The following is a 23,751-nucleotide window of genomic DNA, read 5'->3' as shown; positions in this document are numbered from 1 at the left end:
GTCCCTATATGTCATTTTAGACTTAGATATGACTACTTTTCATTGGGTAAGTAGTTAGCTAGATTACCCAGTATAAACGCCATCACTTTTTTAACATTCGGGTGCTTTTTAATGTAGCTTGCAGCTATCGGGCCAAAACGATAATAATGACTAATAAATTTCCTCCCTAAGATGTTCTTGGTCAAATATTCATCCCTGAAGTAACGATATTTCATTACTTCTGGTGCATAGGGTGTACCGTAGGTGGCTGTGACAACAAAGCAACTGTCTGAAGAATTGTTAGTAGCTTGATACTGGGGTTGATACTGCTGTTTGCTAGCAATCTCCATAGCTGCCTTTTCTAACCGAGCAAAAAATCCACTATTCAACAGATATATGGTGGGATATTTAGTTTTTATACGCTGTGCAGATGCAATAACTTCACTGTCTGTTGAGTTACTAATTTCTTCGATGATACTATTGAAATTTCTATCTCGTTCATAGTCAGAATCTTGTACTCCCAGTACATTAATAATGCTAAATGCTGCTAATCTTTTGAATCCGTGGATAATTTGATAATCATCTTTGAGAACATCATATTGATTGAAAGCACTAACAACTTCTGCAATATCTTGATGTATTTTCGCTATTTCAACATTACCAGGACTAAATCGTTTTGCTGCTTCCATGAAAATTAGTGCAGCTTTCAATATCTTGGGGTTTATGTATTTTGCACCAACTTGAACCAGTTCAGAGCCAACTATGGCGAATCTAGCTGCAACATAATTGCGTACATCTTCATCTGCTGGTAAACAAGAAATAATTCGTTCTGCTGTGGACGTAACTTGTTCTACTTGATTGTTGCGTAAATGAATAATACAAATTAAGAAGAGCGCATCAAAATCTTGAAAATCAACCTTACCATCTGCACCTACAGCCTTCTCAGCCCAATTCAAAGCTTCTGAGTAATTTTCTTCAGCTAAAAAAGTTTGAGCAATTGCTATGAAATGTTGTGAATTAAAAGGCTCTAAATCAATCGACTTATAAAAGCAATGTCTAGCTCCTTGATAAATTACAGAACGTCTGGTGTCGCTTTCAGAAAGAGATTCTGCTTTTTCTTTATAAGCATAACCAAAATTCGACCAATATAAAGCAACATCGGGATTTGATTGAGTTAGACTCTGATATGTTTTGATGGCTTCATCCCATTGTTGATTATGGATATAACATAATCCCAGACGATTACGAATTGAGTCAGCACTAGGAGAAAGCAATAGAATATGCTTTAGTAAACGAATTGCTTCAGTCCAATTTTCCTCTCCTATTCTATCTTCAGCTTGACTTAAGAATTGAATGATTTCTCCACCATATTCCGAACTGCCGGAATATAAGTTGTGCCGCCAACTAGCAGCACTCGATCAATTGCACTAGGGCGTATTTTTTTCTTATTTAACGCTTCTCTGATACAAACTCTTGCTCGTTCTAAAAGTGGAGTGATCGCTTTTTCAAATTCTGTGCCAGTGATTTCAATATCCAAATCAATCCCTTTTCCATCTTTAGTTGCAAAATAGGGAATTTGGACATCACAAGATTGCTCTACAGAAAGTGTCTTTTTTGCTTGTTCTGCTTGTCCCTTCAATTCCGCCTCACGGTTGTAAACTGGAACTCCTAGATACTGTGCTTCAAATTTTTTGAGCAACAAAGAAATTATGACTTCATCAAAATCCTTACCCCCCAAATGAGGATCACCAAAACTATACTTGACATCTAACACTCCTTCAAACATTTCTAGAACAGAAATGTCTAAAGTTCCGCCGCCAAAGTCAAACACAACAATTTGTTCTTCAGAATTAATATTTTTGATGCCAAATGCTAGTGCTGCTGCGGTTGGTTCATTGATTAACCGAAGTACATTTAAACCAGCTATTTCACCAGCATTAAATGTTGCTTTACGAGCAGCATCTGGAAAATTAGCAGGTACTGAAATTACTGCATCTTGAATTGGATGTCCTAAGGCTTCTTCAGCATTCTCCTTTAACTTGCGAAGAATCAAAGCGGCAATTTCCTCAGTTCCCATTAATCGCTTGCTTTCTCGAACACCATAGCCCGGACGGTCAACTGCTCCCTGTGCTGCTTCGCCAACCAAAAGTTTTTTTCGCTCATTAATTGCCACAATTGAAGGGATAATAGGAATTTTGGTTACTGGGTCAGGGATTGGCAGAGATTCATTATTCTTATAAATACAAATTTGTGAAGTCGATGTACCCAAATCAATTCCAATTGCGTAATTTGTTTTCATTGTTACAATTTCCTGACAATGGCTTTCGTGGTGATAGAATTAAAGTTAGAGCTTGAATATTGCCCTCTAGAATTGGATTTAAATAGTTGTAGAGACTTCTAGAGGTGTTACTTGCTCTAAATCATTGTTGTTTGCAGGTTTCTTTGCCAAAATTACTTTTGCGCGTTGCAAGACTTCTCCGCCTGATCTATAACCCCAGCGATCGCACCTTAGAATAGATCCTTCTTCTGCGCCTAATGATAGTTCTTCAGCCTTACACTCATATTCTCTACTGTCAAATTTGCCGTTGGTAGATGGAACGATTCGAGAGAAACCAAGTTTTTTGACAATCAGTTCAAATTATTGAAGATTTTTCTCCATGACATTCCGACGTTCATTATTTTCTTCATTTTCAAGTCCTCGCTCTAATATTTGAAAAAATTCAATTGCACTTTCATTCCAATTATTTAAGTCACGCTTAAAATTGCCCTTTTCTTGGCGCAGTTCCATCAATTCTTTTGCAATAGAGTTGTTACTCTCTACAAGCCCTCTAATTTCCTGTTCAATATCGTTATGCAATTTCTTTACTTGCTCACTATTTTCTTCAATAGCAGCAGTATTTGTTAAATACGCTCTGCCAACTCTCTTTAGTTCATCAATTGCTTTCGGCAAGACACCCACAAATTCTTGATCTTGATTTCGCAGGTAGATCAATAAGAAAAAGCTACAAGATACCAAAAGGTAAATTGATGAAATAACGAAGAGGATATTGCGCTCAATTTTAACTTTGGTATCAGGTAAAACAGCAACTGCAAGACTTACTAGAGAAATGACTAAAATAGTTGCGGTAATACCATAAAGAAGCCAATATTTTTTTAAATAGCTTGGTGTTGCACTTTTATCATTACGCATTTATAGAACTCCTTTAGAGATTTGTGTAAAAGCACATATTGAGAATGTTTTATTTAGATAAAATATTGCTGCAAACCCTTGCTGTCTATTGATCGTAATTAAGCCTGAATTGTTAGGTGAAATCTGCGATGGGCAAAACCAATCGCCCATACAAAAACTGAGCAAACAACTAATTTGGCAAATACTTCGACAACAAATCTTCGCCCTGATCGCCCATCTCTTCCAACATCTCCTCAATCTTTTCCATCGCTAGCAGCGTGGGTTTAGAGAGTCTATTTTCCCAATGTTTAGTCGTGGTGGTATATGTCACACCACCCTGAGAGTTGGTGCAAATTGTTCTTGTGTTAGCCCAGCCAAAAATTGCAAATCACGAATGATCTGCCCCACCTCTGGCTGGTTGATAGCCAAGGGTTTTTTGATAGTTATTTAACTTTTAAACTTGATTCACTAGCTTAAGTAGCTATCCCATATTATTTGTTACATATTAATCATGCAAAAGTAGACTTTTTAAACGTATATATACGTAAATTATTTTTTGCTTTAATAAAGGCAATTTTTTAAGTAATGTTGAACCTGAATTCTTAAAGGAAATCCCCACAAGATTGAATAATTTATTTTTTGGAATTATCTAACAAAGCGGACTATCTAGAATCTATTAGTCCATTAATCCGCATACTGCTTTACAGCTCTATCAGAACATAAAATATAAAACTGTAACAAAAACTACAAAAGTCTTTTTTTTGGAAAAAAAAGGATAAGCTAAATACAGATGATATCCGGTTCGTAAAGATACCGTGATTAGGAGAAAATTTTATGATTTCAAAATCGCTGTTGCTGTCAGAACCTTCTTCTCCAGCGCATATATGCCCATTTGACCAAGCCTGTAGCTACTTAGAGGCGGCAGCTAAAGAATTAAATTTAAATCAGGGTTTACTAGAAATTCTCAGCCACCCGCGTAAGGTTGTCACGGTTTCCATTCCGGTGAAGCTAGATGATGGGGAAATACAGGTTCTCGCCGGACATCGGGTACAGCACTCTGATGTCTTAGGCCCATACAAGGGCGGAATTCGTTACCATCCGGCTGTGACATTGCGCGAAGTATCCGCTTTAGCAATGCTGATGACCTGGAAATGTGCCTTGTTAGGTATTCCTTACGGTGGTGGGAAGGGTGGCATTGCTATAGATCCCAAACGCTACAGTGTTGATGAATTAGAGCGAATCAGCCGCCGTTATATCAGCGAATTGATTAAAGATATTGGGCCTTCCGTAGATATTCCTGCACCAGATATGGGTACTTCTGCCCGTGAGATGGCTTGGATGATGGATACTTACTCTGTGAATGTTGGTCATGCTGTACCAGGAGTTGTAACTGGAAAACCCCTTTCGATTGGTGGTTCTCTGGGGCGAGAAATGGCAACTGGACGTGGTGTGATGATTACTGTACGTGAGGCGCTAGTAGATCGAGGTAAATCCTTGGCAGGAGTGCGAGTAGCTATTCAAGGTTTCGGTAACGTCGGCTGTGCCGCAGCAGAATTATTATATGAAGCAGGCGCGAAAATTATCGCGGTTTCAACTGGTGCTGGGGGAATATTCTCCGAAGTTGGTCTTGATATTCCCAAGTTAAAAGTCTACGCCGCTGAAAATCGCAAGAGTATTGTGGGTTTCCCGCAATCTGTACCAATTAGCAATGCAGATTTATTAACTTTACCCTGCGAAGTCTTAATACCAGCTGCTTTGGAGAACCAAATCACTGAAGAAAATGTGAATCAGGTGCAGGCGCAGATTGTAGCAGAAGCAGCTAACGGCCCGGTTACTCTTGAGGCTAACTTGGCATTAGAGGCACGGGGTGTGACAGTGCTACCCGATATTTTGGCAAATGCTGGCGGTGTAGTAGTCAGTTATTTAGAGTGGGTGCAGGGTCTTTCTTACGTATTTTGGGATGAGGAGCGCGTCAACCGCGAAATGGAACATTTGATGGTACAAGCGTACCGCAAGGTAATTCATCAGTCGCAGGTGCGCCAAATTTCTTTAAGGTTAGCAGCTTACACACTGGGGGTAGGTAGAGTCGCGCAGGCACTGACTGACAGAGGTCTTTATCCTTAGTTTGTTTTAGTTGTTTATGGGGCAGAATAGATCATTGTCGGCAGTAATTTTACTTGAACCGACAGTGATTTATCTGCCTTTTTTATTGAGCGATCGCTATAACATGACTACTACACTGTGGCGCAAGTTTGCCTACCTTTAACCAACTACTCAGAGTAACTTGTCTCACCAAGCTGATATTATTTGGTCAAGGATATTTTAAAGCTACTTTACGACTCCCCAGAAGGTGCAGCAGCATGAATCAAGTCTGGTGTCTCGTCAACAGGAGGATGCTCAATAGTTTGAGCCGATGTAGGACGTTGATGGCGTAGTTTACCGCCGCAGGCATCGCGAGTTTGGATCTGCACAGGTTTACCCGTCTCAATTGAGTGATAAAGTGCTTGAATGATACTAACATCAATCAATCCTTCCGTTCCAGATGGCTCTAGGTTTTTATCTTGCAGAATACAATCAGAGAAGTAGGTAAATTCAGCAGCTAGTTGATCGTGATCCTCAAAAGTACGCTCTTGGGTTTCACCATTAATGGTTAGGTAATGCTTCAGTTCTCCCTGCCAAGCATAAGCAGGTTCTACTCGTAAATCGCCTTTAGTACCTACAATCTGATAAGTCGAAACACTTGCCCCTCCAAAGCTACAGGTAAATGTTGCCAATCGCTCATTGGGAAAACGCAAAATGACACTAGTCATTTCTTCTACTTCGTTGAAGCGTTCTTCTCCGTTATTGGCAGCTACAGCAAATACTTCAATTGGTTCATCTTGCAATATATAACGTGCAGCATTAATGCAGTAAATGCCAATATCATAGAGCGTGCCGCCACCTGTGGCATCTCTTAAACGAATATTGCCTTCTTCTACTTGCTGAGTAAAAACCGAGTTGAAAATTCGTGGTTCACCAATTTGCTTTGAGCGGACAATTTCAACTGCTTGTAAATTGGCTTCTTCTAAATGTAAGCGGTAGGCAATCATCAGCTTCACATTGTTGTCATTGGCAGCTTTAATCATTGTCTCACACTCTTCTTCTGTTACTGCCATTGGCTTTTCACATAACACATGAATTCCCTGATTAGCAGCCTGCACAGTGTACTCGCAATGCAAGTGATTGGGCAGCGCAATATAAACTGCATCAACCTCGCCACTTGCCAGACAATCTTCATACTCGTCGTAAGAGTAAGTATGGTTAATACCGTACTTTTTGCTCAGTTCTTCGCTTTTTGTGGGGTCATCTGAAACCAGTGCGACTAATTCCGAGTTTTCAGTGTGTATAAAGGAAGGTAAGGCAGCTTGTTGGGCAAACCAACCTAAACCAACAACGGCATAACGAATTTTACGCTGATCATTTGTAGCAGTCATTTTTATACCTCATGATGAATGAATAGCTTGGTAATTTTAATGCCCTAATTAACGCCATGTGCAACTTTATTCTCAAACCTAACCCCCAACCCCTTCCCTACTAGCGTTGGGGAGAAAGAATCAAAGCCTCTCTCTGTTTCGGGGAGAGGAATGGAAGCGGGGTTTTAACAATAAGTCGCACATAGCGTTAATTACGTGCAAGTTATGGCTAACTGTTTATCTGCTTCAATTAATGAAAGAATGTCTGTTGCTTTAGTTTTAGCTATCTTTTCCCTTCACTAATAATCAATTTATAGGGCTGAGAATTTGGAGGTTGATGAATGATATCTCGTATATTCTCAGTGACTTGGTAAATTAAAACCTCATTCTTTCAGTAAGCTTTAGTTCAAACTTAAGGAATATTTCTGGTATTGCACTCTAACTGAAATTCATAACCTTGGCATGATGGATACTGAGTATGGAGCATTAGCAGCCCAAGGCTACGATCCCAACCTGGAACACCAACTGAAGATTTCCGCACAGACCAGTCGCTTATATAATCAATCAACCAACAACTTAACTTTCTTTATTATGATGGTGTCACAGGGAGTATTTTTATTTTGGTGAGAGATTGGAGGCAATTCTGAGTATTCACAACCTGAAGCAAAATTGGTGTAAAAAATACACAGTGTATAATACAAATAATAGGAGTTTAACAAGTGTATGGTGATCGAAATACAACCAATAACTCAGACTTTATATAACCAAGATTATTACCTTTGGCTCAGGACAACCATCAACCAACTTCGCACTAGTCAGTTTTCATCTGTGGATTTAAATAACTTAATTGAAGAGTTGGAAGATATGGGCAGGAGCCAGAAGCGAACAGTGAAAAGTTTGTTAATTCGACTTTTTGAACATCTGCTTAAGCTCATATATTGGAATGTAGAACGAGAGCGAAATGAAGGGTACTGTAAAGGTGAAATTAGGACATTCCGTAGAGATATTAAGGATGAACTCAAAGATAGTCCTAGTCTTAAGCCTTACATCTTAGAAATATTTGATAAATGTTATCAAGATGCAAGGACAGAAGCAAGCGATCGCTCTCAACTTGCCATTGACATATTTCCTTTTATACCCATTGGCTCTTTAGAACAAATCTTAGATGAGAACTGGTTTCCTGAATATAACCACAATCATCACGGTAAACCCGATTAAAATGAATACGCAACTTGGGTTTCCATAGGAGTATGCAGACGTGCAGCCGGACTTAATAGGCTTGGAAATTAGTAAAGGGGAACTGAGACGTTTGACTGGATTCGATCCAGAAGACGTTTTTCGTCCCTCGGTTTTGCGAGATGGCAAAAAGCGATTAGGGTTTTTTATCAATGAAATGCTAGTGACGCTGGCGCTAACGCCAATAATTGTGGGCTTTGTTTATGCATTTATTATTCTGCCAACAATTGGTTCTTCAGTTCGACTAGGAATTCTTTTACTAATTTTAGTGCCAATGCCGATATTAGTGGGGCGATGGCTGTGGCGACAATTAACCTGTCCTGAAGGACTGACAATACTTTTAGATGAAGTTGATAAATATCATGACCTGGTTGCTGCCATCGATATTAATGACCAATTGGCAGCATCAGGAAACGTAGAAAGCAGTATCCATGACCGAGATAAAGTAACCGCCGCCTTGCAACTAATTAGAGAAGATTTAGTCCGCGCTCTGAAAACGGAACGAATTTTGCGAGATAATAAAAAATTGCTTGCTAATAACCAAGAGTTATTTGTGAATAATTTAGCCAGTCTGCGAGCTTTACAAGTTAGTAGTCAAGCAGGCGAATATGCTCAACTGCTAAATCAATCATTGCAAATTGCAATCGATGTACAAGCAGAAATCAGAAAATTGCATAAAGGCTGAGTAGAGTTTTTCTTTGCTGATGACTTTCTTAAAAAACAATCGCCCCGTTGACCTAAATGAGCAACAAACCAAAAATAATTGTCCTGGATGATGACCCTACAGGTTCTCAAACAGTCCACAGCTGCTTGCTGCTAATGCACTGGGATGTGGACACTCTACGCATCGGTTTGCAGGATGATTCGCCGATTTTCTTTGTGCTGACTAATACTAGATCGCTAACGCCAGAGTCAGCTGCATCTATCACCAAAGAAGTTTGCCATAACTTAAAAATCGCTTTGAATGCTGAAGGAATTGACGATTTTCTGATTGTCAGCCGTTCTGATTCTACTTTGCGGGGACATTATCCCATTGAAACTGATGCGATCGCACAAGAACTTGGCCCCTTTGATGCTCATTTTCTCGTACCAGCATTTTTTGACGGTGGACGCATCACCCGCGACAGCGTGCATTACTTGATTATTGGCGGTGTACCCACCCCAGTCCATGAAACCGAATTTGCCCGTGATTCTGTCTTCAGCTACCATCACAGTTACTTACCCAAGTATGTCGAAGAAAAAACTCAAGGACGAATTAGTGCCGAAGCTGTAGAAAGGTTTCTCCTATCCGATATTCGCGCTGGTAGTTTGGAACGATTGTTACAACTTCATGGTAATCAGTGCGCTGTCGTCGATGGTGAAACTCAAGCCGATCTCAACCGCTTTGCAGTAGATATATTAGCAGCCGCAAGTCAAGGGAAACGCTTTTTGTTTCGCAGTGCAGCAAGTATTTTAACGGCTTTAGCTGCTTTACCACCCCAACCAATTGCCGCCGAAAACATGGTGCAGTACGTGCGCCAAGGCAAACCAGGTGCAGTGATTGTTGGTTCCCATGTGAAAAAGACTACCCAGCAATTAGAGGCGCTGTTGCAAGTAGAAGGAACTGTAGGAATCGAAGTGAATGTAGCACGATTACTTGATGATGCAAATCAATCTGCGGCATTACTAACTGAAATCCAAGAAAGCATACGGGCGGCACACGAAGCTGGCAAAACACCAGTGGTTTATACTAGCCGTCAGGAACTAAATTTTAAAGATGTCAAGACACGATTGGAGTTTGGGGAAAAAGTTTCAAGTTTATTAATGGATATTGTGCGCGGTTTACCATCTGATATAGGATTCTTAATCAGCAAGGGTGGCATTACTTCAAACGATGTCTTGAGTACTGGACTAGCTTTAACTTCAGCCCGTTTACTCGGTCAAATTTTAGCTGGTTGTTCAATGGTGTTAACGTCATCCGATCATCCCCAGTTTCCTGATTTGCCTGTAGTGCTGTTTCCAGGTAATGTCGGCGATGCTGATGCCTTGGTGACAGTTTATCAGAGGTTGACCGTACCAATTTGAGATTTTAGACTTCGGCTACGCTCAGTCGAACGATTTTAGATTAAAGAGTCTTTTGGTTAATGTCGGACTAATATCCCGCTACGCCAACACCCCTTGTCAGTGACACAAATCCAAAATCCAAGTTGCGCTGTCAGCGCACCAAAGGTGCGACCTAAAATTTAAAATCTGTTGTCTTTTGGCTAGTACTGCATGACTTCTGATTCTGCGATTCCCAATCTAAAGTCAAATTCTGCACTTCCTAATGCAGAATCAAACTCTATCCTTTCTGAGATAGAGGTAAATTCTACTGTTTCTGATGTAGAGTCAGATTCTATCCTCCCGGATGCTGAGTTAAAATCTGTCCTCCTTTATTTAAAATCAAATACTGTTCTTGGGGATGTAGAGTCAAATTCTGCTAACCCAGATGTAGAGTCAAATACTGATGCCGGATCGGATTTTATCCTGACTGACTTAAATCCCGATGAGTTAGCATTACCAGGGCATCGTGTAAATGATAATAGTCAAGTCCAGTTAAAAAGTAAGGAGGGACGACTTTTATTAATTTTGCCCTCGGAATCTCAAGTATCTGCCTCAGAACTCACTTGGTCTGATATTTGGCAACAAATAAGGCAACGTCTGAGTGCAGGCGATCGCTTGCGTGTATCTAATACACCTGTGCATTTAATGGCACAAGACCGTTTAGTAGATGCCAGACAACTCCAAGAACTCGCCGAAGCTTTAAGTGAAGTCCAACTCCAACTGATATCTGTCTCGACGAGTCGGCGGCAAACTGCGATCGCTGCCGTGACATTAGGGTATTCAGTAGAACAATTGCAGCCCGTAACTTCCCTGAATTCTGAGCCAACAGCTACAGCGATCCCCCAAGAAGATGCCCTCTATTTAGAAATGACAGTCCGCTCTGGAGTAGAAATTCGTCATCCTGGGACAGTAATTCTCTTGGGAGATTTAAATCCAGGTGGTATTGTAATTGCAGATGGAGATATTATTATCTGGGGTCGTCTGCGTGGAATTGCTCATGCTGGGGCTGGAGGCAATAGTGAGTGTCTAATTATGGCCTTGCAAATGGAACCAACCCAACTGCGGATTGCAGATGCTGTAGCTAGAGCACCAGAAAAAGTGCCAATACAGTTTTCTCCAGAGGTGGCACATATTACGCCCCAAGGAATCCGTATCGCTAGGGCGACTGATTTTTCCAGAAATCAATTCACCAAGAGCAATCAAGAACCATAAATATTTACTTAAAGAATGAAGTATATAAGTAAGGATGAAATAAGACAAATATTCATACCTCACCCTCATCAGGGAGAACAGATATTTCTTCATACTTGATACGATACTTCATACTTTATACTGCAATTTACTGTTTTATATTTCCTGAACCCTCATTGACCGCATTTCTATCATGACTCGCATTATTGTGATTACCTCCGGTAAAGGAGGAGTGGGTAAAACCACAGTTTCAGCAAATTTGGGTATGGCTTTAGCCAAAATGGGGCGTCAAGTTGCTTTGGTTGATGCGGATTTTGGTCTGAGAAATTTGGATTTGCTCTTAGGGCTGGAAAACCGCATCGTTTATACTGCGGTAGAAGTCTTAGCCAGAGAGTGCCGTTTAGAACAAGCCTTGGTGAAAGATAAGCGCCAACCCAATCTCGTACTCCTGCCGGCAGCCCAAAATCGCTCCAAAGATGCAGTCACACCCGAACAGATGAAGTTATTGGTGAATGCACTAGCGCAAAAATATCAGTACGTGATTATTGATAGCCCAGCCGGTATTGAAAATGGGTTTAAGAATGCGATCGGCCCGGCCAAAGAAGCGCTAGTTGTTAGCACCCCAGAAATTTCTTCAGTTCGTGATGCCGATCGGGTAGTGGGGTTACTTGAAGCACAAGGTATCAAGCGTGTTCATTTAATAATTAACCGTATCAGACCCTCAATGGTGCAGGCAAATGATATGATGTCAGTGCAAGATGTTCAGGAACTTCTCGCCATTCCCCTCATCGGGGTAATCCCTGACGACGAGCGTGTTATTGTATCTACCAATCGCGGCGAACCCTTAGTGTTAGCAGAAAATCCCTCTTTAGCTGCTACAGCCTTTGAGAACATTGCTCGTAGACTAGAAGGGGAAAGTGTCGAATTTCTGGAGATCGACTCGTCCCAAGACAGCATCTTCGCTCGTATACGAAGGTTGTTCAGGACAAAGATTGTTTAACTTACCTTTCCAGTCTCCGCCCCAGACCTATTCGTAATGATTGAACTTCTAGAAAAACTTTTTTTTCGCGGCCCTGATAGCAGTCGAACTCAAGTTAAACGTCGCCTGCAATTGGTGATTGCTCACGATCGCGCTGATATAGACCCTCAAACGTTGGAAAAAATGCGCAAAGAAATCCTAGATGTAGTCTGTCGCTATGTTGAAGTTGAGACAGAGGGTTTAGAGTTCTCTTTAGAAAGCAACCAACGAACCACAGCTTTAATTGCTAACTTGCCCATCCGCCGGGTGAAGGGTGCTATACCTGAGTGGGAAAGAGGTGATAAGTCTCTTTAGTTTTGTTTTTAAGTATTTTTATTTATGATGTAGTCAAATTGTTTGTTCGTATTCAGGACTTTAGTACTAGTTTTAAGGACTAAAGTCCCTACTAAAAACTGCTTTCTATCAGTGATTTGACAGATATTATATTTGCTGATTTAAAATACGGATTTGTCCGATCCGAACAGTAGGAATTGAAGATATCCAACTTCTGTCACTCTTTTAAAACAGGGATAAAAAAATCCCGTTGTCATCACAAGCGACAACGGGAGTTTATAAGATTTTCTATAAACTATCGATAAGCAACTTGTGGCCCTGCCCAAATTTCTGTCACCTTTTTACCAAAAGTAATGGGGCGATCGCTGTCTGTTGTAGTGATAGTCTTACCATCATTAGCAACTTGCATTAATGGCCAGTTTTCCTCGCCCAATTCCCCTGCACGGAATAACACGCGATCCGGTTGGCTTTTACTCCAGCCTAACAATACGGCAACTTTTTCATGTTCTTCCTCAATAACAGGAGCTACTGTGTTAGCGTGATTTTTTTGCCGATCCCAAATCACTGCACTATCTGTAGAATCACCCGTGTTAAATATACCATCAAACTTGCGTGCTAGGAAGCGATCGCCTTTTTCTGACCAGCTAACTGGAACTAGTACCCCAATTTTACCGCTCGTATCGGTTTCTTCTGAAGACTCCGCTTTTACAGCCTTTACCTTTAATAAAGGATCGCTAACTGGAGTCGTTGAAGCCATCACCCACAATTTCTTAGTTTGCATATCTTGGACAAACAGAACGCTGGTGACACGGCTGTTGTACATTTGGGGTTTGACCTCCAGTTGCACCCGACTATAAACAGCATATTTACCATCTGGAGAAATCACGGGTACGCTGCGATAGTGACGCACTCCAGAACCACCATTAGAAGCAATAGCTTCTTGAGTTGCTGTAATCCATTTCCAAGGAATCGGATGAGGACTACCGATGGGATCTATTTGTTCTGCTTGGGACTCATCAACTGATTCCACAACAGGTATTTCGGTAGTTGTGGTTGATTGCGATTCTCTAATAGCTGGTGCTACTTGAGTTGCTGTCAATGATTCAGTAAAAGACTTTTCTCTAGAAGGATAATTTTCTTGTCCTCTCAAAGACTTAACATTAGCAGCTTTAAGTTTGCGTATTAAATTAAGTTGACTAATAGGAACATCTGTTGATGGTGCGAGTTCAACTGCTGCCAAAGAATCGGGAACAGTTACATCGCTTAAATCTAAATCGCTGCTTGACAGATAATTATCTACTTTAGCCGAAGACTCAATTTTATCTGCTGGTAATACTTGCGGTTCCTGAACAGCAGTACTTTGTGTTGGCACAGAGTCAAATTCTTTTGTTGTCGATTCGATTTGATCTGTTTTTAATGTTTCAGCTATCTCAGATTCCTCAACTACAGCTATTTCCTTTGATACAGAGTCAGATTCTCCAGCCATCGAAGTTAATTTATGTACTTCGGATCTTACTGGGATCGAGTGAGCCGATGCTCCTAATAAAGGTGCAAGTAGTATCACAGCAACAACGTAATTGAGAAATGGTTGTGTGCGGAACCATCCTGACAGCAAAAGGGGTTTAAGCATTTGTAGACTCTCTAGAGGGGGCAATTGCTATGTGAGAAGCAATACATCAACAGCAATGGAGCAGGTGGTAGTTATATGTATAACAAGAAACTAAAAGTCATGACGAAATAATATCTTCAAAGTTTGCAGATTTTTACAAAAATTAAGTATCATTGTCTACACCTTTTCTTACTGAGGTACTGAATATTTTTTGGCAAAAATATGCGAGTATAGTAAATATGCTGAGAACTCAGTAATTACTACACGATATATAATGTCGCTATATTCCACCACACCAAAAATAAGTCTTAGTTAAGAAATATTTCGGGTATAGTTTGAGGAATCAGGCTGGCAAACAAGAGTGAGATAACTTAGTTATCGGGGATCGTACTAGCGATCGCTAGTACGCAGCAAATAAGCTAGGTTACACACTAAATATAACAGCGCAAACCCTCATGATCGTAAACGTGAGGCGTTAATTAAAAACCTGGGAAAGCTGACGCATAATACATCATACTCAGAAGATATTGCTATCAGCAACCCAAAGTTATAAATTGCTATCTAAACTACAAAAATAGCTAGAAGACGCAATATTTTTTTGGAAATTTAACTACATTTAAAGCCAATTTCGGGAAGACGATTGGGAACACAACAAAATTCACTTGGTAGATGCTCTAGCGACTCACAACGAAAAACCACTAAGTGATTAGGTTCACTAGAGGCAAATGCGGCTAATACTTAGCTATTACACTTGTTAACTTAACAACTAAGTTAATCAAGCAGCCTTTTGTTTCATGAATACGAAAATATTGTACCACCAAACAGCGAATATTATTTACAGCGAACAACTGTGTTTTGCAACTACCGTCCCGAATCCAGTAGCCTGCTAGATGCTGGCTTAGTGCATTCTGTTTGAACATGCAACTTAAATGTTGTCAGTTATGAGGGGCGCACTTACGATTAACTAATGACTCACGACTAACAACAATTATTAATGAAAATTGTATTTTTTGGTACACCTCAATTTGCTGTACCCACCTTGGAAAAGTTATTGAATCGTTCAGAATTTGAGGTACTGGCGGTTGTCACCCAACCAGATAAACGCCGGGAACGCGGAAATAAACTTACACCAACACCAGTAAAAGCGATCGCCACTGCTCACAATTTAGCAGTATGGCAACCCGAACGGGTGAAAAAAGACACTGAAACTTTAAGCAAACTCAAACAATTAGATGCAGATGTGTTTGTTGTTGTCGCTTATGGACAGATTTTATCGGCAAAAATCTTAAATATGCCGAAATTGGCTTGCATTAATGTACATGGTTCGATTTTACCCAAATATCGCGGTGCTGCGCCGATTCAGTGGTGTTTGTATAACGGTGAGAGAGAAACGGGGATCACCACCATGTTAATGGATGTGGGGATGGATACTGGCGCAATGCTCCAAATAGCCACTACACCCATTGGATTACTGGATAATGCCCAAGATTTAGCCGATAGACTAGCAACGATTGGTGGGGATTTGTTGGTGGAAACTCTGTTGAAGTTGGAACGTAAAGAAATTCAACCAATCCCTCAAGATAATTTAGCAGCTACTTATGCACCTCTGATTCAAAAACCAGATTATGCTTTGGATTGGTCAAAAAGCGCGATCCAATTACACAATCAAATCAGAGGCTTTTACCCTAACTGCACGGCTACTTTTCGTAACAACCTGTTGAAAATCACCGCTTCTGCTCCTCTTGGTTCTGTAAGTGATCGCGATCTCCCACCAGAATTACAAGAATTAATACATAAATTGCCGTATTTGTCAAATGTATCAGATCAACCGGGAATTGTAGTCAGCATTGTCAAAGGAATTGGTGCGATTGTCCAAACTGGGGAAGGTTTATTGCTGTTGCGAGAGGTTCAGTTAGCCGGTAAACGTCCCCAGTCGGGATGGGATTTTGTTAATGGTACGCGCTTAACTGTAGGAGAAGTTTTTGGTACGGGAAGCTGACGGAGATGGAAGAGATGAGGGAGAATAACTTTTAACTCCTCACTCTTAACTTGTAACTTCTAACTTTTCATAAAAGCGGCAAGATTCGCAAGGGCCATCTGGGTTAACTGCACAGCGAATGAGTTCTGAATGAGCATTGTAACAGCAGGTAGCATCACCGATTACCCAACGTCCCGCTACCAAACTTTTCTCAGATGGTCGTTTAGCAGACTGTACATAAATGGCAATATTATGCAAGCGGTAGCGCCCAGCTTGAAGTTTGTATCTATGGCGGCGCTCTAAAACCGCGTAGGTTTTACCTTGAAAATCGAGATAGTTTCCGGGTTGGGGTGTCCAATCAAGTTGCACTCTACCAAGGGACTCACGCGGGTGCGTCAGAATCACCTCAGTTTGTAAAGAGTCTGGCTCCATAAGCTTATGTGATTTGATTTACATTATAAGGATGGTATCGCGATCGCTTTCTTTAGCTTACCGAATTTAAATTACAATTAATGATTAACTAAATTTGCGAAAAATATACATACAGTAGGGATGCACTGCTGTGCTACCCTACAGATTACGGCAACCAGAAGTTAGGCAGGATAGATTTACTCAATTTACGCAAAGTTTGGTTGAGCGATCGCGCCACTTGGATATGCACTTCATCCTCTTCTACAGCTAAAATCTCAGATGGCTGACCTTCTCCTAAATAAGACACCACCAAATTTGCCGCTTCCAAACCAGTAACATAAGCCTTTTCCTGTGACCAGGAACCATGACGGTTCACAATCCAATCCCCACTCATAAATACATTCTCAAAACTTGTCTTAGCGGGCAACATATAACGATAGCTGCCAGGTGCAAAGTGAGTCACTGCTTGAGGTAGACGAATTACACTACTATCAATTATCTTTGCCTCCTCAAATGCTGGTATACAAGTTGCTAAATAACCCTGAACTATTGCTAAAATCTCCTCATCACTCAAACCCAGAAACTGATTCGCGTGATAGAAATCAGCTTCAATCACTGTTCCTGGCTCATCTCGATATTCATCATGTAAAGCATTCAAATCAAAAAACGTCCAACCTGTAGTTGTGTCGAATCCAAAACAAGCATTAGAAGGACGAGGAATATTAATTTTACGGTCAAACCATAGTCGCGTTGCTAAAACATCAATTGCTCCTAAATTGCTCAAATTACGGAATTCTTCACGACTTTGTAAACTCGGGCTAGTTGAGACAATTTTCTTCATCCCTGTGATTCCAACCGCAAAAATCACGGCATCTGCATCAAAAACTTCATCACCACAAACCACACCCTTAACTTGATTACTATCAACAATTAAATCTGTAACCCGGCGTTTGGGCAACACTCGCACACCAGCTTTTTCGATACGTTCCACCCAAGGACGAAATATCTTTTCTCCAACAGTTCCCCGACACCAAACCACATCAAAATCGGGTTGATGAGCCAGAATAAAAAAGTAAAGCATCCCTAAAGTTGCGGCGGCTGAACACTGTTCACCAGGGGCAAACAAGCCCACTAATAACATCGGTTCAAAAGCCTCGCGGTAAAGTCGTGCAGAAACGTTAAAATCTTTGAACAATTCACGGGCAGTTACAAAATCATAGCGCCGCCAAGCTGCATCAGAATTGTCAAAATCAACGACAGAATAAAGTAAAGGCAGGGCGCTAAGACGGTCAATTAGTGGCAGCCGCTTAAACTGAGTGTAGAGAAAAGTTCCCAGTGGCGAGGGGAGTCGCGGTAAATCTTGAAAAATTGGTGATTCAACTTCCAAACCTGCTGGCGAATATTGTGAAGAACGAGTCCAAGTAGTAAAAGGATTAATTTCTAATTCATTGATTAAAGAAAAAATATTTTTGTAAGGATACCAGAACCCATGAATGCCAGCTTCAACAGATTTTCCGGCAGATGTTTGCCAACCTGCCACCAATCCACCAGGATAGGGGCCTGCTTCGAGAAGTGTCACATCATAACCTTGTTTTGCCAAATGGTAGGTTGCTCCTAAACCAGCCCAACCAGCACCTACAACTACCACCCGTTTTTGTTGTAACCCTCCTACCATCGCAGCCTCCAATTGTTGCAGTCCATCAACTAATGTATACGAACTTGTGTTCTAATCGGGCAAGGGTTGTTATTATAGCGGTTTTCACTTGGATGCAATAGGCGTGCTAGCACATTCCATAGAATTTAAAATAGTTATAGCCTTTAAAAAAGGCTTAGGGAAAGCCGTTCAGTAAAAATCACTTGCGGTTAATGCTGAGTTAAGAGTATAACAGAAAACAGACTTCACTATTGATGAGGATAATCATAATGTCTCAATTAGCAAATGTAAAATCTAGTCTAAATGACTTTGAATTACGAGATGGAATTTATTTTCCTAGTGACTATGAACAATTAACTAATACTCAACATAAAAAAACATGGGACACAATTGGTAAAACATACTATGGTTCCCAAAAAATTGAAAAAATTGCAGCGACATCGCCCATTAAACAAGATTACACTCTGCTAACTGGTACGCCTGGAGGTACTTGGAACAAATTTCCGTTGAATAAATCTGTCGGTTCTATTCTGGAAATTGGTTCTGGTTATGGTCGCGCACCTTTACATCTCTCTAAAGCGAAAAATCTGAGATGTGAGAAATATTACGGCATTGATATTTCTGAACCTTTATTACGACGGTTAATCAAGGTTAAACAAGAATACAACTTTTTCCCAGAAGCTGAATTTAACTTGATTTGCACTTCTGCTGAAACATTGCCTTTAGAAGATAATTCTATAGATTTGGTAATTTCTAACTGCGTCTTTATGCATATCCCAGATGCCCAATTAAGAAATTTATTGGCTGATATATGTCGTGTGCTAAAACCTGGTGGAATTTTTGTTTTTAATCATTCCTTTCACAATAAGTCTTGTCCTTCTCATATTATCCATAATTTTATCAGAAGGCTGAACCCCTTTGTGAGAAATCCAGTTTATCTCAAGCAATATTCATCTGCTGAAATAGAAGAAATGTTAGCTACTGCTGGGATGAAAGCGAAGTGTCCACAATATATTGTCGAACCAACAGCAGAGTATGCAATTTTGCCGGAAACCATCAAAGGAATTCCAGTGCCGTTTGCTAATGCTATCAACAGAAGTCTCAAGCCATCAGATAATTTAAAAGAAACTTTGGCTTACGGTTTTAGTGCCTACAGTACTCAACTGGACTAATTAAGAAACTCTCTGGTTGTCACAATGAACTGAATAAAAATAATTTATAAAAGCACAACATTGTTGTGCTTTTATTTTTACAATAAATGCCTATGAATTTTGTCTCTTATTTTTTGCTTTGAGTTTGATTATTTAGTCTAAACTCCAATAATTCTCCACAGATGATATGACTTCTAGATATGGGAGATTTAAGGTTGCTCAATATAGATAACATTTGCCAAAACTTGCACTTTTGTTAACTCGCGCACAAGACGTTGAGCTTGATGTTTATAAAGTGGTATCGGCAACACTCTAGGCAAATTATTCATCCATTGCCTAGCGGTAGTGGAACTACATCCTGTAATCAAAACTATCTCTTCAGCACCATAGATAATGGCATTTGTAGTTAGAGTTTTTTCAATCTGCACCTGCCAAAGACGAGGCAGCATTTCACCCCATTCAATTCGCTGCAAACTATTGCTTGTAGCTAAAACAATCAAGCGATCGCCAGCATCAAGCTTAACATCATACCAAGGCATTAAAGAGTAATTGTCTCGCTGATATTTCTGGTAGAGAATCGGTACAACACTGTAGCCAGAAGCTATTTCAGATAAAAGCAACCCATTCAAGGTATCGCCATCTTCAATCTTGTATTCTGTCACCATGACTATTTGCTCATTCAAGTGAAACAAGCTCAGAACATTTTCTCCAAAAGCAGCACAAGCAAAGACTTCTGCCGACAAAGCTGCACCACATATAACTTGAGCATAAGGGAACAGAGGGGCGACATTATCACTAAATTGGCGGTCTTGAGAGCGGATAATCAAGGTAGTGGCGGGGTTCATTGCATGAGCCATCAAACCAATTTCCAGATTTTCCATATTATCGTCCCCAACTAAAATGATGCTTTTGGCATGGGAGAGATTCGCCTTCGTAAATGCTTCGGTAGCATTACCAACGATAAGGGGCATGTCGGGTAAAGTTTCTTGGTCGAGAATGGTAGGATGAATTCCTACTAACGGCTGGTTGAGTTCTTGCAAAAGAGCAGCCACTTTTTGTCCCAAGCGATTTAAGCCAATAATTACCAGATGGTTGCGTTGTGGTATGGGAGGACGAGAATTGAAAAAATGGAATCTTGAAGTGACAAGAGCATCAGTCAGCAGTGCATATAATACTCCCACGAAAGCTTGACCTGTCAACGTCAGTCCCAGGCTAAAAAACCTCAACCACCAAGGAATATCGTCTGAGGGTTTTGATTGTGATGCAAACTCAACACCGCCAAATAAATCTCCGTATCCTCCCAGGAGCAAAACTGCTGTCGCATAGAAAGCTTCTTGGATGGTGATGTCAGGATAATATAAGTGATAAAGAATTATTCCAACAAGCCACAGGATGAGTACAGTAATTGCATAGATTGTCGCAATTCGCCGGATTTGATTTTGGCTTTGATAGTAAGATTGCCAAAATTGCGCTATTTTCTCCTTGAGATTTTTCGCTGTGATGCTTTGGATAAACTGTTGCCACCGCCACTTTTGGTTATGAGATTGTCGGCGTTGTTCAGAGAAAGCTAAATCGTATGCAACATCAATGTAAACTAGCGTGTCTCCTACCTGCACTTCTGCCTCTGGGTTCCAGCCAAACAATTCTTTGCTTGGGTTAGATGCAACAGGTTTGTGACTCAAGATGCGGCGAGTTGTCAGATTGAGTCTATGTACTGGCTTGCCATTACACCAGCTATCCTTCGCTTGTACCTGGTGCTTTATCACTTGCAACAGTTGCCCTTCTAAGGTGAAATATCCAATAGCTTCAGAACCAAGGGCTGTCAGAGCGAAGGCATGGGCTGAAAGATGAGTAGGTTCAAAGGCAACAAAATTGCCAAGATTTTCCCACAAGAGTTTGTTGAAATTTTGTTTGTCAGAACGTACAATCAAGCGAACGTGCGGATTAAGACGCCGTGCTGCAAAGGCAGCTTCTATATTTATCCGTTCATTTCTGGTAACTAAAAGTATTGAACGACACTGAGATATACCTGCTTGCTCTAAAACATTTGGCTGGCGGCAGTCTCCGATGATTAGCTTTTCTAGTAAGTTAGGTACTTCTGGAACTTCCCAATGTTCGGGCTGCACATCCTCAATGGCGCTGACTTTGACATCGTATTCCTTGAGGATTGCAACGCAATGTTGCCCTAAACTTTTGAGTCCGCATACTAAGAAAAGGTCTTGGGGTTTTTTTGATTGCTGGTAGAAGGAGGATGCACTTTCTGTTGACGGTAGCATTAGATACTGCTAACAGGATGTGTTTGCTAAGTTTTTACGCTTCGGTAATTCCCAACAATTTTACCAGCTGGTTTTAAGATAAGTATCAAATGATAATAAACCGTATCGAATTATGACATTTGATACCCAACTGAATGCGAATTTTGTTAAAAGTTTGGCTAGTTTTTGGGATTTCCTTGATTAATTGTGATGTATTTTACCAACTTTTTCCAACATATTAAAGCTAAAGTTGGTAAATTAGGGATTAGTTGAGCTAATTTTTCCCTACGCAACTATGCCATTGGATTTATCGCCTTTTTGGATATCACTCAAAACTTCGTTACTTGCCACATTTATCACCTTCTTCTTGGGTATCGCTGCTGCCTACTGGATGCTGGGATATCGTGGCAAAGGTAAATCGTTGATTGAGGGTATCTTTATTGCGCCCCTGATTTTACCGCCCACAGTTGTCGGTTTCTTGTTGCTGCTATTTTTTGGTAAAAATGGCCCTGTAGGGAAATTCATGGAGACTTTTGACTTCACCATCGTCTTTACTTGGTATGGTGCTGCGATCGCAGCCACGGTAGTTTCTTTCCCTTTAATGTATAAAACTGCACTGGGAGCCTTTGAACAAATAGATGGTAATCTACTACAAGTCGCTAGAACCCTTGGTGCAACTGAAACTACAATCTTTTGGCGTATTAGTTTACCTCTAGCACTACCCGGCATTGTCGCCGCCACAATGCTCGCTTTTGCGCGTGCTTTAGGAGAATTCGGCGCGACGTTGATGCTCGCTGGTAATATTCCCGGACAAACGCAGACAATCCCAATGGCGATTTATTTTGCTGTGGAAGCGGGAGCAATGAACGAGGCTTGGTTTTGGGCGATCGCAATTATGGTGATTTCTCTATCTGGAATTATTGCAGTCAACTTCTGGCAAGAATTGAGAGAAAAGAGGAGAGGAGCAGGGAGCAGGCTTGCCGTGAGCGTAGCCGAACGGGAGCAGGGGACAGGGGGAGAAATTCTTTATACTCCGCACACTAGCTTTGAATCTGGTGGATTGTTTGTCAACATTGAAAAAATACTTCCTAGCTTTGATTTAAAAGTTGCTTTCAGTACTGATGAGCAACCTTTGGGATTATTGGGAGGTTCTGGAGCAGGTAAGAGCATGATTTTGCGCTGCCTTGCGGGGATAGAAACGCCTACAATCGGGCGCATAGTTTTAAATGACAGAGTTTTGTTTGACTCAGAGCAAGGAATTAATTTACCTAGCCGCGATCGCCGCATCGGTTTTTTAGTGCAGAATTATGCTCTCTTTCCGCACATGAGTGTGGCGCAAAATATCGCTTTTGGCTTGCCCAAAGGACTATCTGCTGGGAGTATTAGGGTGCAGGTAGAAGAACAATTATTAGCGATGCAGTTGCAGGGATTAGGCGATCGCTATCCGCACCAACTTTCTGGGGGTCAACAACAACGGGTAGCTTTGGCAAGAGCATTGGCTAGTCAGCCGGAAGCATTGCTTTTGGATGAGCCGTTTTCGGCACTTGACACCCATTTGCGTAGTCAATTAGAGCAGCAAATGACAGAAACTCTGGCTGATTACCAAGGTGTGACTTTATTTGTCACTCATAATATGGAAGAAGCTTATCGGATTTGCCCAAATCTGTTGGTATTGGAGCATGGTAGAGCCGTTCATTATGGCAGCAAATACGATATTTTCCAGCATCCTGCTACTGTGAGTGTTGCCCAACTTACCGGATGCAAAAACTTCTCTCGTGCTGTTCTCCAGTCATCGCAACAGGTAGAAGCGATTGATTGGGGTTGTACTCTGCAAGTCGTTGAACCAGTCAAGAGTGAATTATCGCACGTCGGCATTCGTGCCCATCAAATTATCTTTACCAACGACTCATCACAGGAAAATACCTTTCCCTGCTGGCTAGTAGGAACAAGTGAAACGCCTCATAGAATGACATTATTTCTCAAACTACATTCGGCTGGCAAGAATTCTCAAGATTATCATCTGCAAGCTGAAGTCTTCAAAGAAAAATGGGCGACGATGAAAGATCAACCTTTTCCTTGGTATGTGCGTTTAGATCCTCTGCGGTTGATTTTGATGGAGTGAACGCAGAGATGCACGGGAGGCAACGAAGCTGTAATAATGGAAAACTTGGCGGCAGTTATAGATTAGTTATTTGACCATACATAGGATGATTATGGCAAGCAATAGCTTCAAACCCGCCTCTGCGGGTTTTGTCTGTATAGCTGCAACTTC

20 protein-coding genes are annotated in these 23,751 nt (G+C 40.9%); 11 read left to right on the top strand and 9 right to left on the bottom strand.

The window, feature by feature from the left end; translation table 11 throughout:
* Positions 1-32: 32 nt before the first annotated feature.
* The 4 genes from V7K60_RS07095 to V7K60_RS07080 all read right to left on the bottom strand — a co-directional run bounded on the left by V7K60_RS07095 (position 33) and on the right by V7K60_RS07080 (position 3,479).
* Positions 33-1,334: a tetratricopeptide repeat protein gene (locus V7K60_RS07095; protein WP_334924152.1), complete on the bottom strand. Its 1,302-nt coding sequence runs from the start codon at positions 1,332-1,334 to the stop codon at positions 33-35.
* On the bottom strand, positions 1,322-2,278 hold the full coding sequence (locus V7K60_RS07090) for an Hsp70 family protein (protein WP_334924120.1): 957 nt from the start codon (positions 2,276-2,278) through the stop codon (positions 1,322-1,324). Before V7K60_RS07090 ends, V7K60_RS07095 begins: the two co-directional genes overlap by 13 nt.
* 339 nt (positions 2,279-2,617) lie before the next feature.
* Entirely contained in the window at positions 2,618-3,169 is a 552-nt protein-coding gene (locus V7K60_RS07085) for a hypothetical protein (protein WP_334924118.1), read from the bottom strand.
* A gap of 169 nt (positions 3,170-3,338) precedes the next feature.
* Positions 3,339-3,479 (bottom strand): hypothetical protein, encoded by a 141-nt coding sequence (locus V7K60_RS07080; RefSeq protein WP_334924116.1) that lies wholly within the window; start codon positions 3,477-3,479, stop codon positions 3,339-3,341.
* Positions 3,480-3,982: 503 nt separating this feature from the next.
* Here V7K60_RS07080 and V7K60_RS07075 point away from each other — a divergent pair.
* Positions 3,983-5,272 carry a Glu/Leu/Phe/Val family dehydrogenase gene (locus V7K60_RS07075; RefSeq protein WP_334924115.1) on the top strand — a complete coding sequence of 430 codons (1,290 nt, stop codon included), beginning with the start codon at positions 3,983-3,985 and terminating at the stop codon, positions 5,270-5,272.
* A gap of 209 nt (positions 5,273-5,481) precedes the next feature.
* Here V7K60_RS07075 and V7K60_RS07070 read toward each other — a convergent pair whose 3' ends face one another.
* Complete coding sequence (locus V7K60_RS07070) at positions 5,482-6,621, bottom strand: Gfo/Idh/MocA family oxidoreductase (protein WP_334924113.1); 1,140 nt, start codon at positions 6,619-6,621, stop codon at positions 5,482-5,484.
* A gap of 441 nt (positions 6,622-7,062) precedes the next feature.
* On the opposite strand from V7K60_RS07070, the gene V7K60_RS07065 reads away from it, so the two are divergent.
* The 7 genes from V7K60_RS07065 to minE all read left to right on the top strand — a co-directional run bounded on the left by V7K60_RS07065 (position 7,063) and on the right by minE (position 12,442).
* Entirely contained in the window at positions 7,063-7,227 is a 165-nt protein-coding gene (locus V7K60_RS07065) for a hypothetical protein (RefSeq protein ID WP_334924111.1), read from the top strand.
* A 96-nt stretch (positions 7,228-7,323) separates the two neighbouring features.
* Entirely contained in the window at positions 7,324-7,818 is a 495-nt protein-coding gene (locus V7K60_RS07060) for a DUF29 domain-containing protein (RefSeq protein WP_334924109.1), read from the top strand.
* A 40-nt stretch (positions 7,819-7,858) separates the two neighbouring features.
* A complete protein-coding gene (locus V7K60_RS07055) occupies positions 7,859-8,521 on the top strand; it encodes a hypothetical protein (RefSeq protein WP_334924107.1) in 663 nt (220 codons plus the stop codon).
* A 56-nt stretch (positions 8,522-8,577) separates the two neighbouring features.
* Positions 8,578-9,900: a four-carbon acid sugar kinase family protein gene (locus tag V7K60_RS07050; protein WP_334924105.1), complete on the top strand. Its 1,323-nt coding sequence runs from the start codon at positions 8,578-8,580 to the stop codon at positions 9,898-9,900.
* Between the two features lie 189 nt (positions 9,901-10,089).
* The gene (gene minC, locus V7K60_RS07045; RefSeq protein WP_334924103.1) at positions 10,090-11,130 is read left to right on the top strand and encodes a septum site-determining protein MinC; all 1,041 of its coding nucleotides are present in this window, start codon (positions 10,090-10,092) and stop codon (positions 11,128-11,130) included.
* 172 nt (positions 11,131-11,302) lie between these two features.
* Positions 11,303-12,109, top strand: a complete 807-nt coding sequence (gene minD / locus V7K60_RS07040) for a septum site-determining protein MinD (RefSeq protein WP_104908781.1) — start codon at positions 11,303-11,305, stop codon at positions 12,107-12,109.
* Positions 12,110-12,145: 36 nt separating this feature from the next.
* Positions 12,146-12,442 carry a cell division topological specificity factor MinE gene (minE, locus tag V7K60_RS07035; protein WP_322674880.1) on the top strand — a complete coding sequence of 99 codons (297 nt, stop codon included), beginning with the start codon at positions 12,146-12,148 and terminating at the stop codon, positions 12,440-12,442.
* A gap of 274 nt (positions 12,443-12,716) precedes the next feature.
* On the opposite strand, the gene V7K60_RS07030 is transcribed toward minE, so the two are convergent.
* Positions 12,717-14,051: a hypothetical protein gene (locus V7K60_RS07030; RefSeq protein WP_334924101.1), complete on the bottom strand. Its 1,335-nt coding sequence runs from the start codon at positions 14,049-14,051 to the stop codon at positions 12,717-12,719.
* Between the two features lie 973 nt (positions 14,052-15,024).
* Here V7K60_RS07030 and fmt point away from each other — a divergent pair.
* Positions 15,025-16,029: a methionyl-tRNA formyltransferase gene (gene fmt, locus V7K60_RS07025; protein ID WP_334924099.1), complete on the top strand. Its 1,005-nt coding sequence runs from the start codon at positions 15,025-15,027 to the stop codon at positions 16,027-16,029.
* 45 nt (positions 16,030-16,074) lie between these two features.
* Here fmt and V7K60_RS07020 read toward each other — a convergent pair whose 3' ends face one another.
* The gene (locus V7K60_RS07020) at positions 16,075-16,440 is read right to left on the bottom strand and encodes a DUF6464 family protein (protein WP_334819380.1); all 366 of its coding nucleotides are present in this window, start codon (positions 16,438-16,440) and stop codon (positions 16,075-16,077) included.
* 145 nt (positions 16,441-16,585) lie between these two features.
* Positions 16,586-18,094 (bottom strand): hydroxysqualene dehydroxylase, encoded by a 1,509-nt coding sequence (locus tag V7K60_RS07015; RefSeq protein WP_334924097.1) that lies wholly within the window; start codon positions 18,092-18,094, stop codon positions 16,586-16,588.
* Between the two features lie 248 nt (positions 18,095-18,342).
* Here V7K60_RS07015 and V7K60_RS07010 point away from each other — a divergent pair, with 248 nt between their 5' ends.
* Positions 18,343-19,245, top strand: coding sequence for a class I SAM-dependent methyltransferase (locus V7K60_RS07010; RefSeq protein ID WP_334924095.1), 903 nt, complete (start codon positions 18,343-18,345; stop codon positions 19,243-19,245).
* Positions 19,246-19,433: 188 nt separating this feature from the next.
* Here the strand turns inward: V7K60_RS07010 and V7K60_RS07005 are convergent, their stop codons facing one another.
* Entirely contained in the window at positions 19,434-21,500 is a 2,067-nt protein-coding gene (locus V7K60_RS07005) for a potassium channel family protein (protein ID WP_334924093.1), read from the bottom strand.
* 274 nt (positions 21,501-21,774) lie between these two features.
* Here V7K60_RS07005 and modB point away from each other — a divergent pair, with 274 nt between their 5' ends.
* Positions 21,775-23,601 carry a molybdate ABC transporter permease subunit gene (gene modB, locus V7K60_RS07000; protein ID WP_334924091.1) on the top strand — a complete coding sequence of 609 codons (1,827 nt, stop codon included), beginning with the start codon at positions 21,775-21,777 and terminating at the stop codon, positions 23,599-23,601.
* Positions 23,602-23,751 lie beyond the last annotated feature (150 nt).

It is taken from the genome of Nostoc sp., from assembly GCF_036917555.1.
Taxonomy (GTDB): domain Bacteria; phylum Cyanobacteriota; class Cyanobacteriia; order Cyanobacteriales; family Nostocaceae; genus Nostoc.
The sequence above is the reverse complement of the archived record's forward strand: the minus strand, read 5'-3'. Positions and strand labels throughout refer to the sequence as shown.

What these genes read in the sequence shown, in the direction of transcription:
- V7K60_RS07090 (WP_334924120.1), bottom strand. Translation starts at nt 2,278, where the DNA reads ATGAAAACAAATTACGCAATTGGAATTGATTTGGGTACATCGACTTCA.
- V7K60_RS07085 (WP_334924118.1), bottom strand. Translation starts at nt 3,169, where the DNA reads ATGCGTAATGATAAAAGTGCAACACCAAGCTATTTAAAAAAATATTGG.
- V7K60_RS07075 (WP_334924115.1), top strand. Translation starts at nt 3,983, where the DNA reads ATGATTTCAAAATCGCTGTTGCTGTCAGAACCTTCTTCTCCAGCGCAT.
- V7K60_RS07070 (WP_334924113.1), bottom strand. Translation starts at nt 6,621, where the DNA reads ATGACTGCTACAAATGATCAGCGTAAAATTCGTTATGCCGTTGTTGGT.
- V7K60_RS07065 (WP_334924111.1), top strand. Translation starts at nt 7,063, where the DNA reads ATGATGGATACTGAGTATGGAGCATTAGCAGCCCAAGGCTACGATCCC.
- V7K60_RS07060 (WP_334924109.1), top strand. Translation starts at nt 7,324, where the DNA reads ATGGTGATCGAAATACAACCAATAACTCAGACTTTATATAACCAAGAT.
- V7K60_RS07050 (WP_334924105.1), top strand. Translation starts at nt 8,578, where the DNA reads ATGAGCAACAAACCAAAAATAATTGTCCTGGATGATGACCCTACAGGT.
- minC (WP_334924103.1), top strand. Translation starts at nt 10,090, where the DNA reads ATGACTTCTGATTCTGCGATTCCCAATCTAAAGTCAAATTCTGCACTT.
- minD (WP_104908781.1), top strand. Translation starts at nt 11,303, where the DNA reads ATGACTCGCATTATTGTGATTACCTCCGGTAAAGGAGGAGTGGGTAAA.
- minE (WP_322674880.1), top strand. Translation starts at nt 12,146, where the DNA reads ATGATTGAACTTCTAGAAAAACTTTTTTTTCGCGGCCCTGATAGCAGT.
- V7K60_RS07030 (WP_334924101.1), bottom strand. Translation starts at nt 14,051, where the DNA reads ATGCTTAAACCCCTTTTGCTGTCAGGATGGTTCCGCACACAACCATTT.
- fmt (WP_334924099.1), top strand. Translation starts at nt 15,025, where the DNA reads ATGAAAATTGTATTTTTTGGTACACCTCAATTTGCTGTACCCACCTTG.
- V7K60_RS07020 (WP_334819380.1), bottom strand. Translation starts at nt 16,440, where the DNA reads ATGGAGCCAGACTCTTTACAAACTGAGGTGATTCTGACGCACCCGCGT.
- V7K60_RS07015 (WP_334924097.1), bottom strand. Translation starts at nt 18,094, where the DNA reads ATGGTAGGAGGGTTACAACAAAAACGGGTGGTAGTTGTAGGTGCTGGT.
- V7K60_RS07010 (WP_334924095.1), top strand. Translation starts at nt 18,343, where the DNA reads ATGTCTCAATTAGCAAATGTAAAATCTAGTCTAAATGACTTTGAATTA.
- V7K60_RS07005 (WP_334924093.1), bottom strand. Translation starts at nt 21,500, where the DNA reads ATGCTACCGTCAACAGAAAGTGCATCCTCCTTCTACCAGCAATCAAAA.
- modB (WP_334924091.1), top strand. Translation starts at nt 21,775, where the DNA reads ATGCCATTGGATTTATCGCCTTTTTGGATATCACTCAAAACTTCGTTA.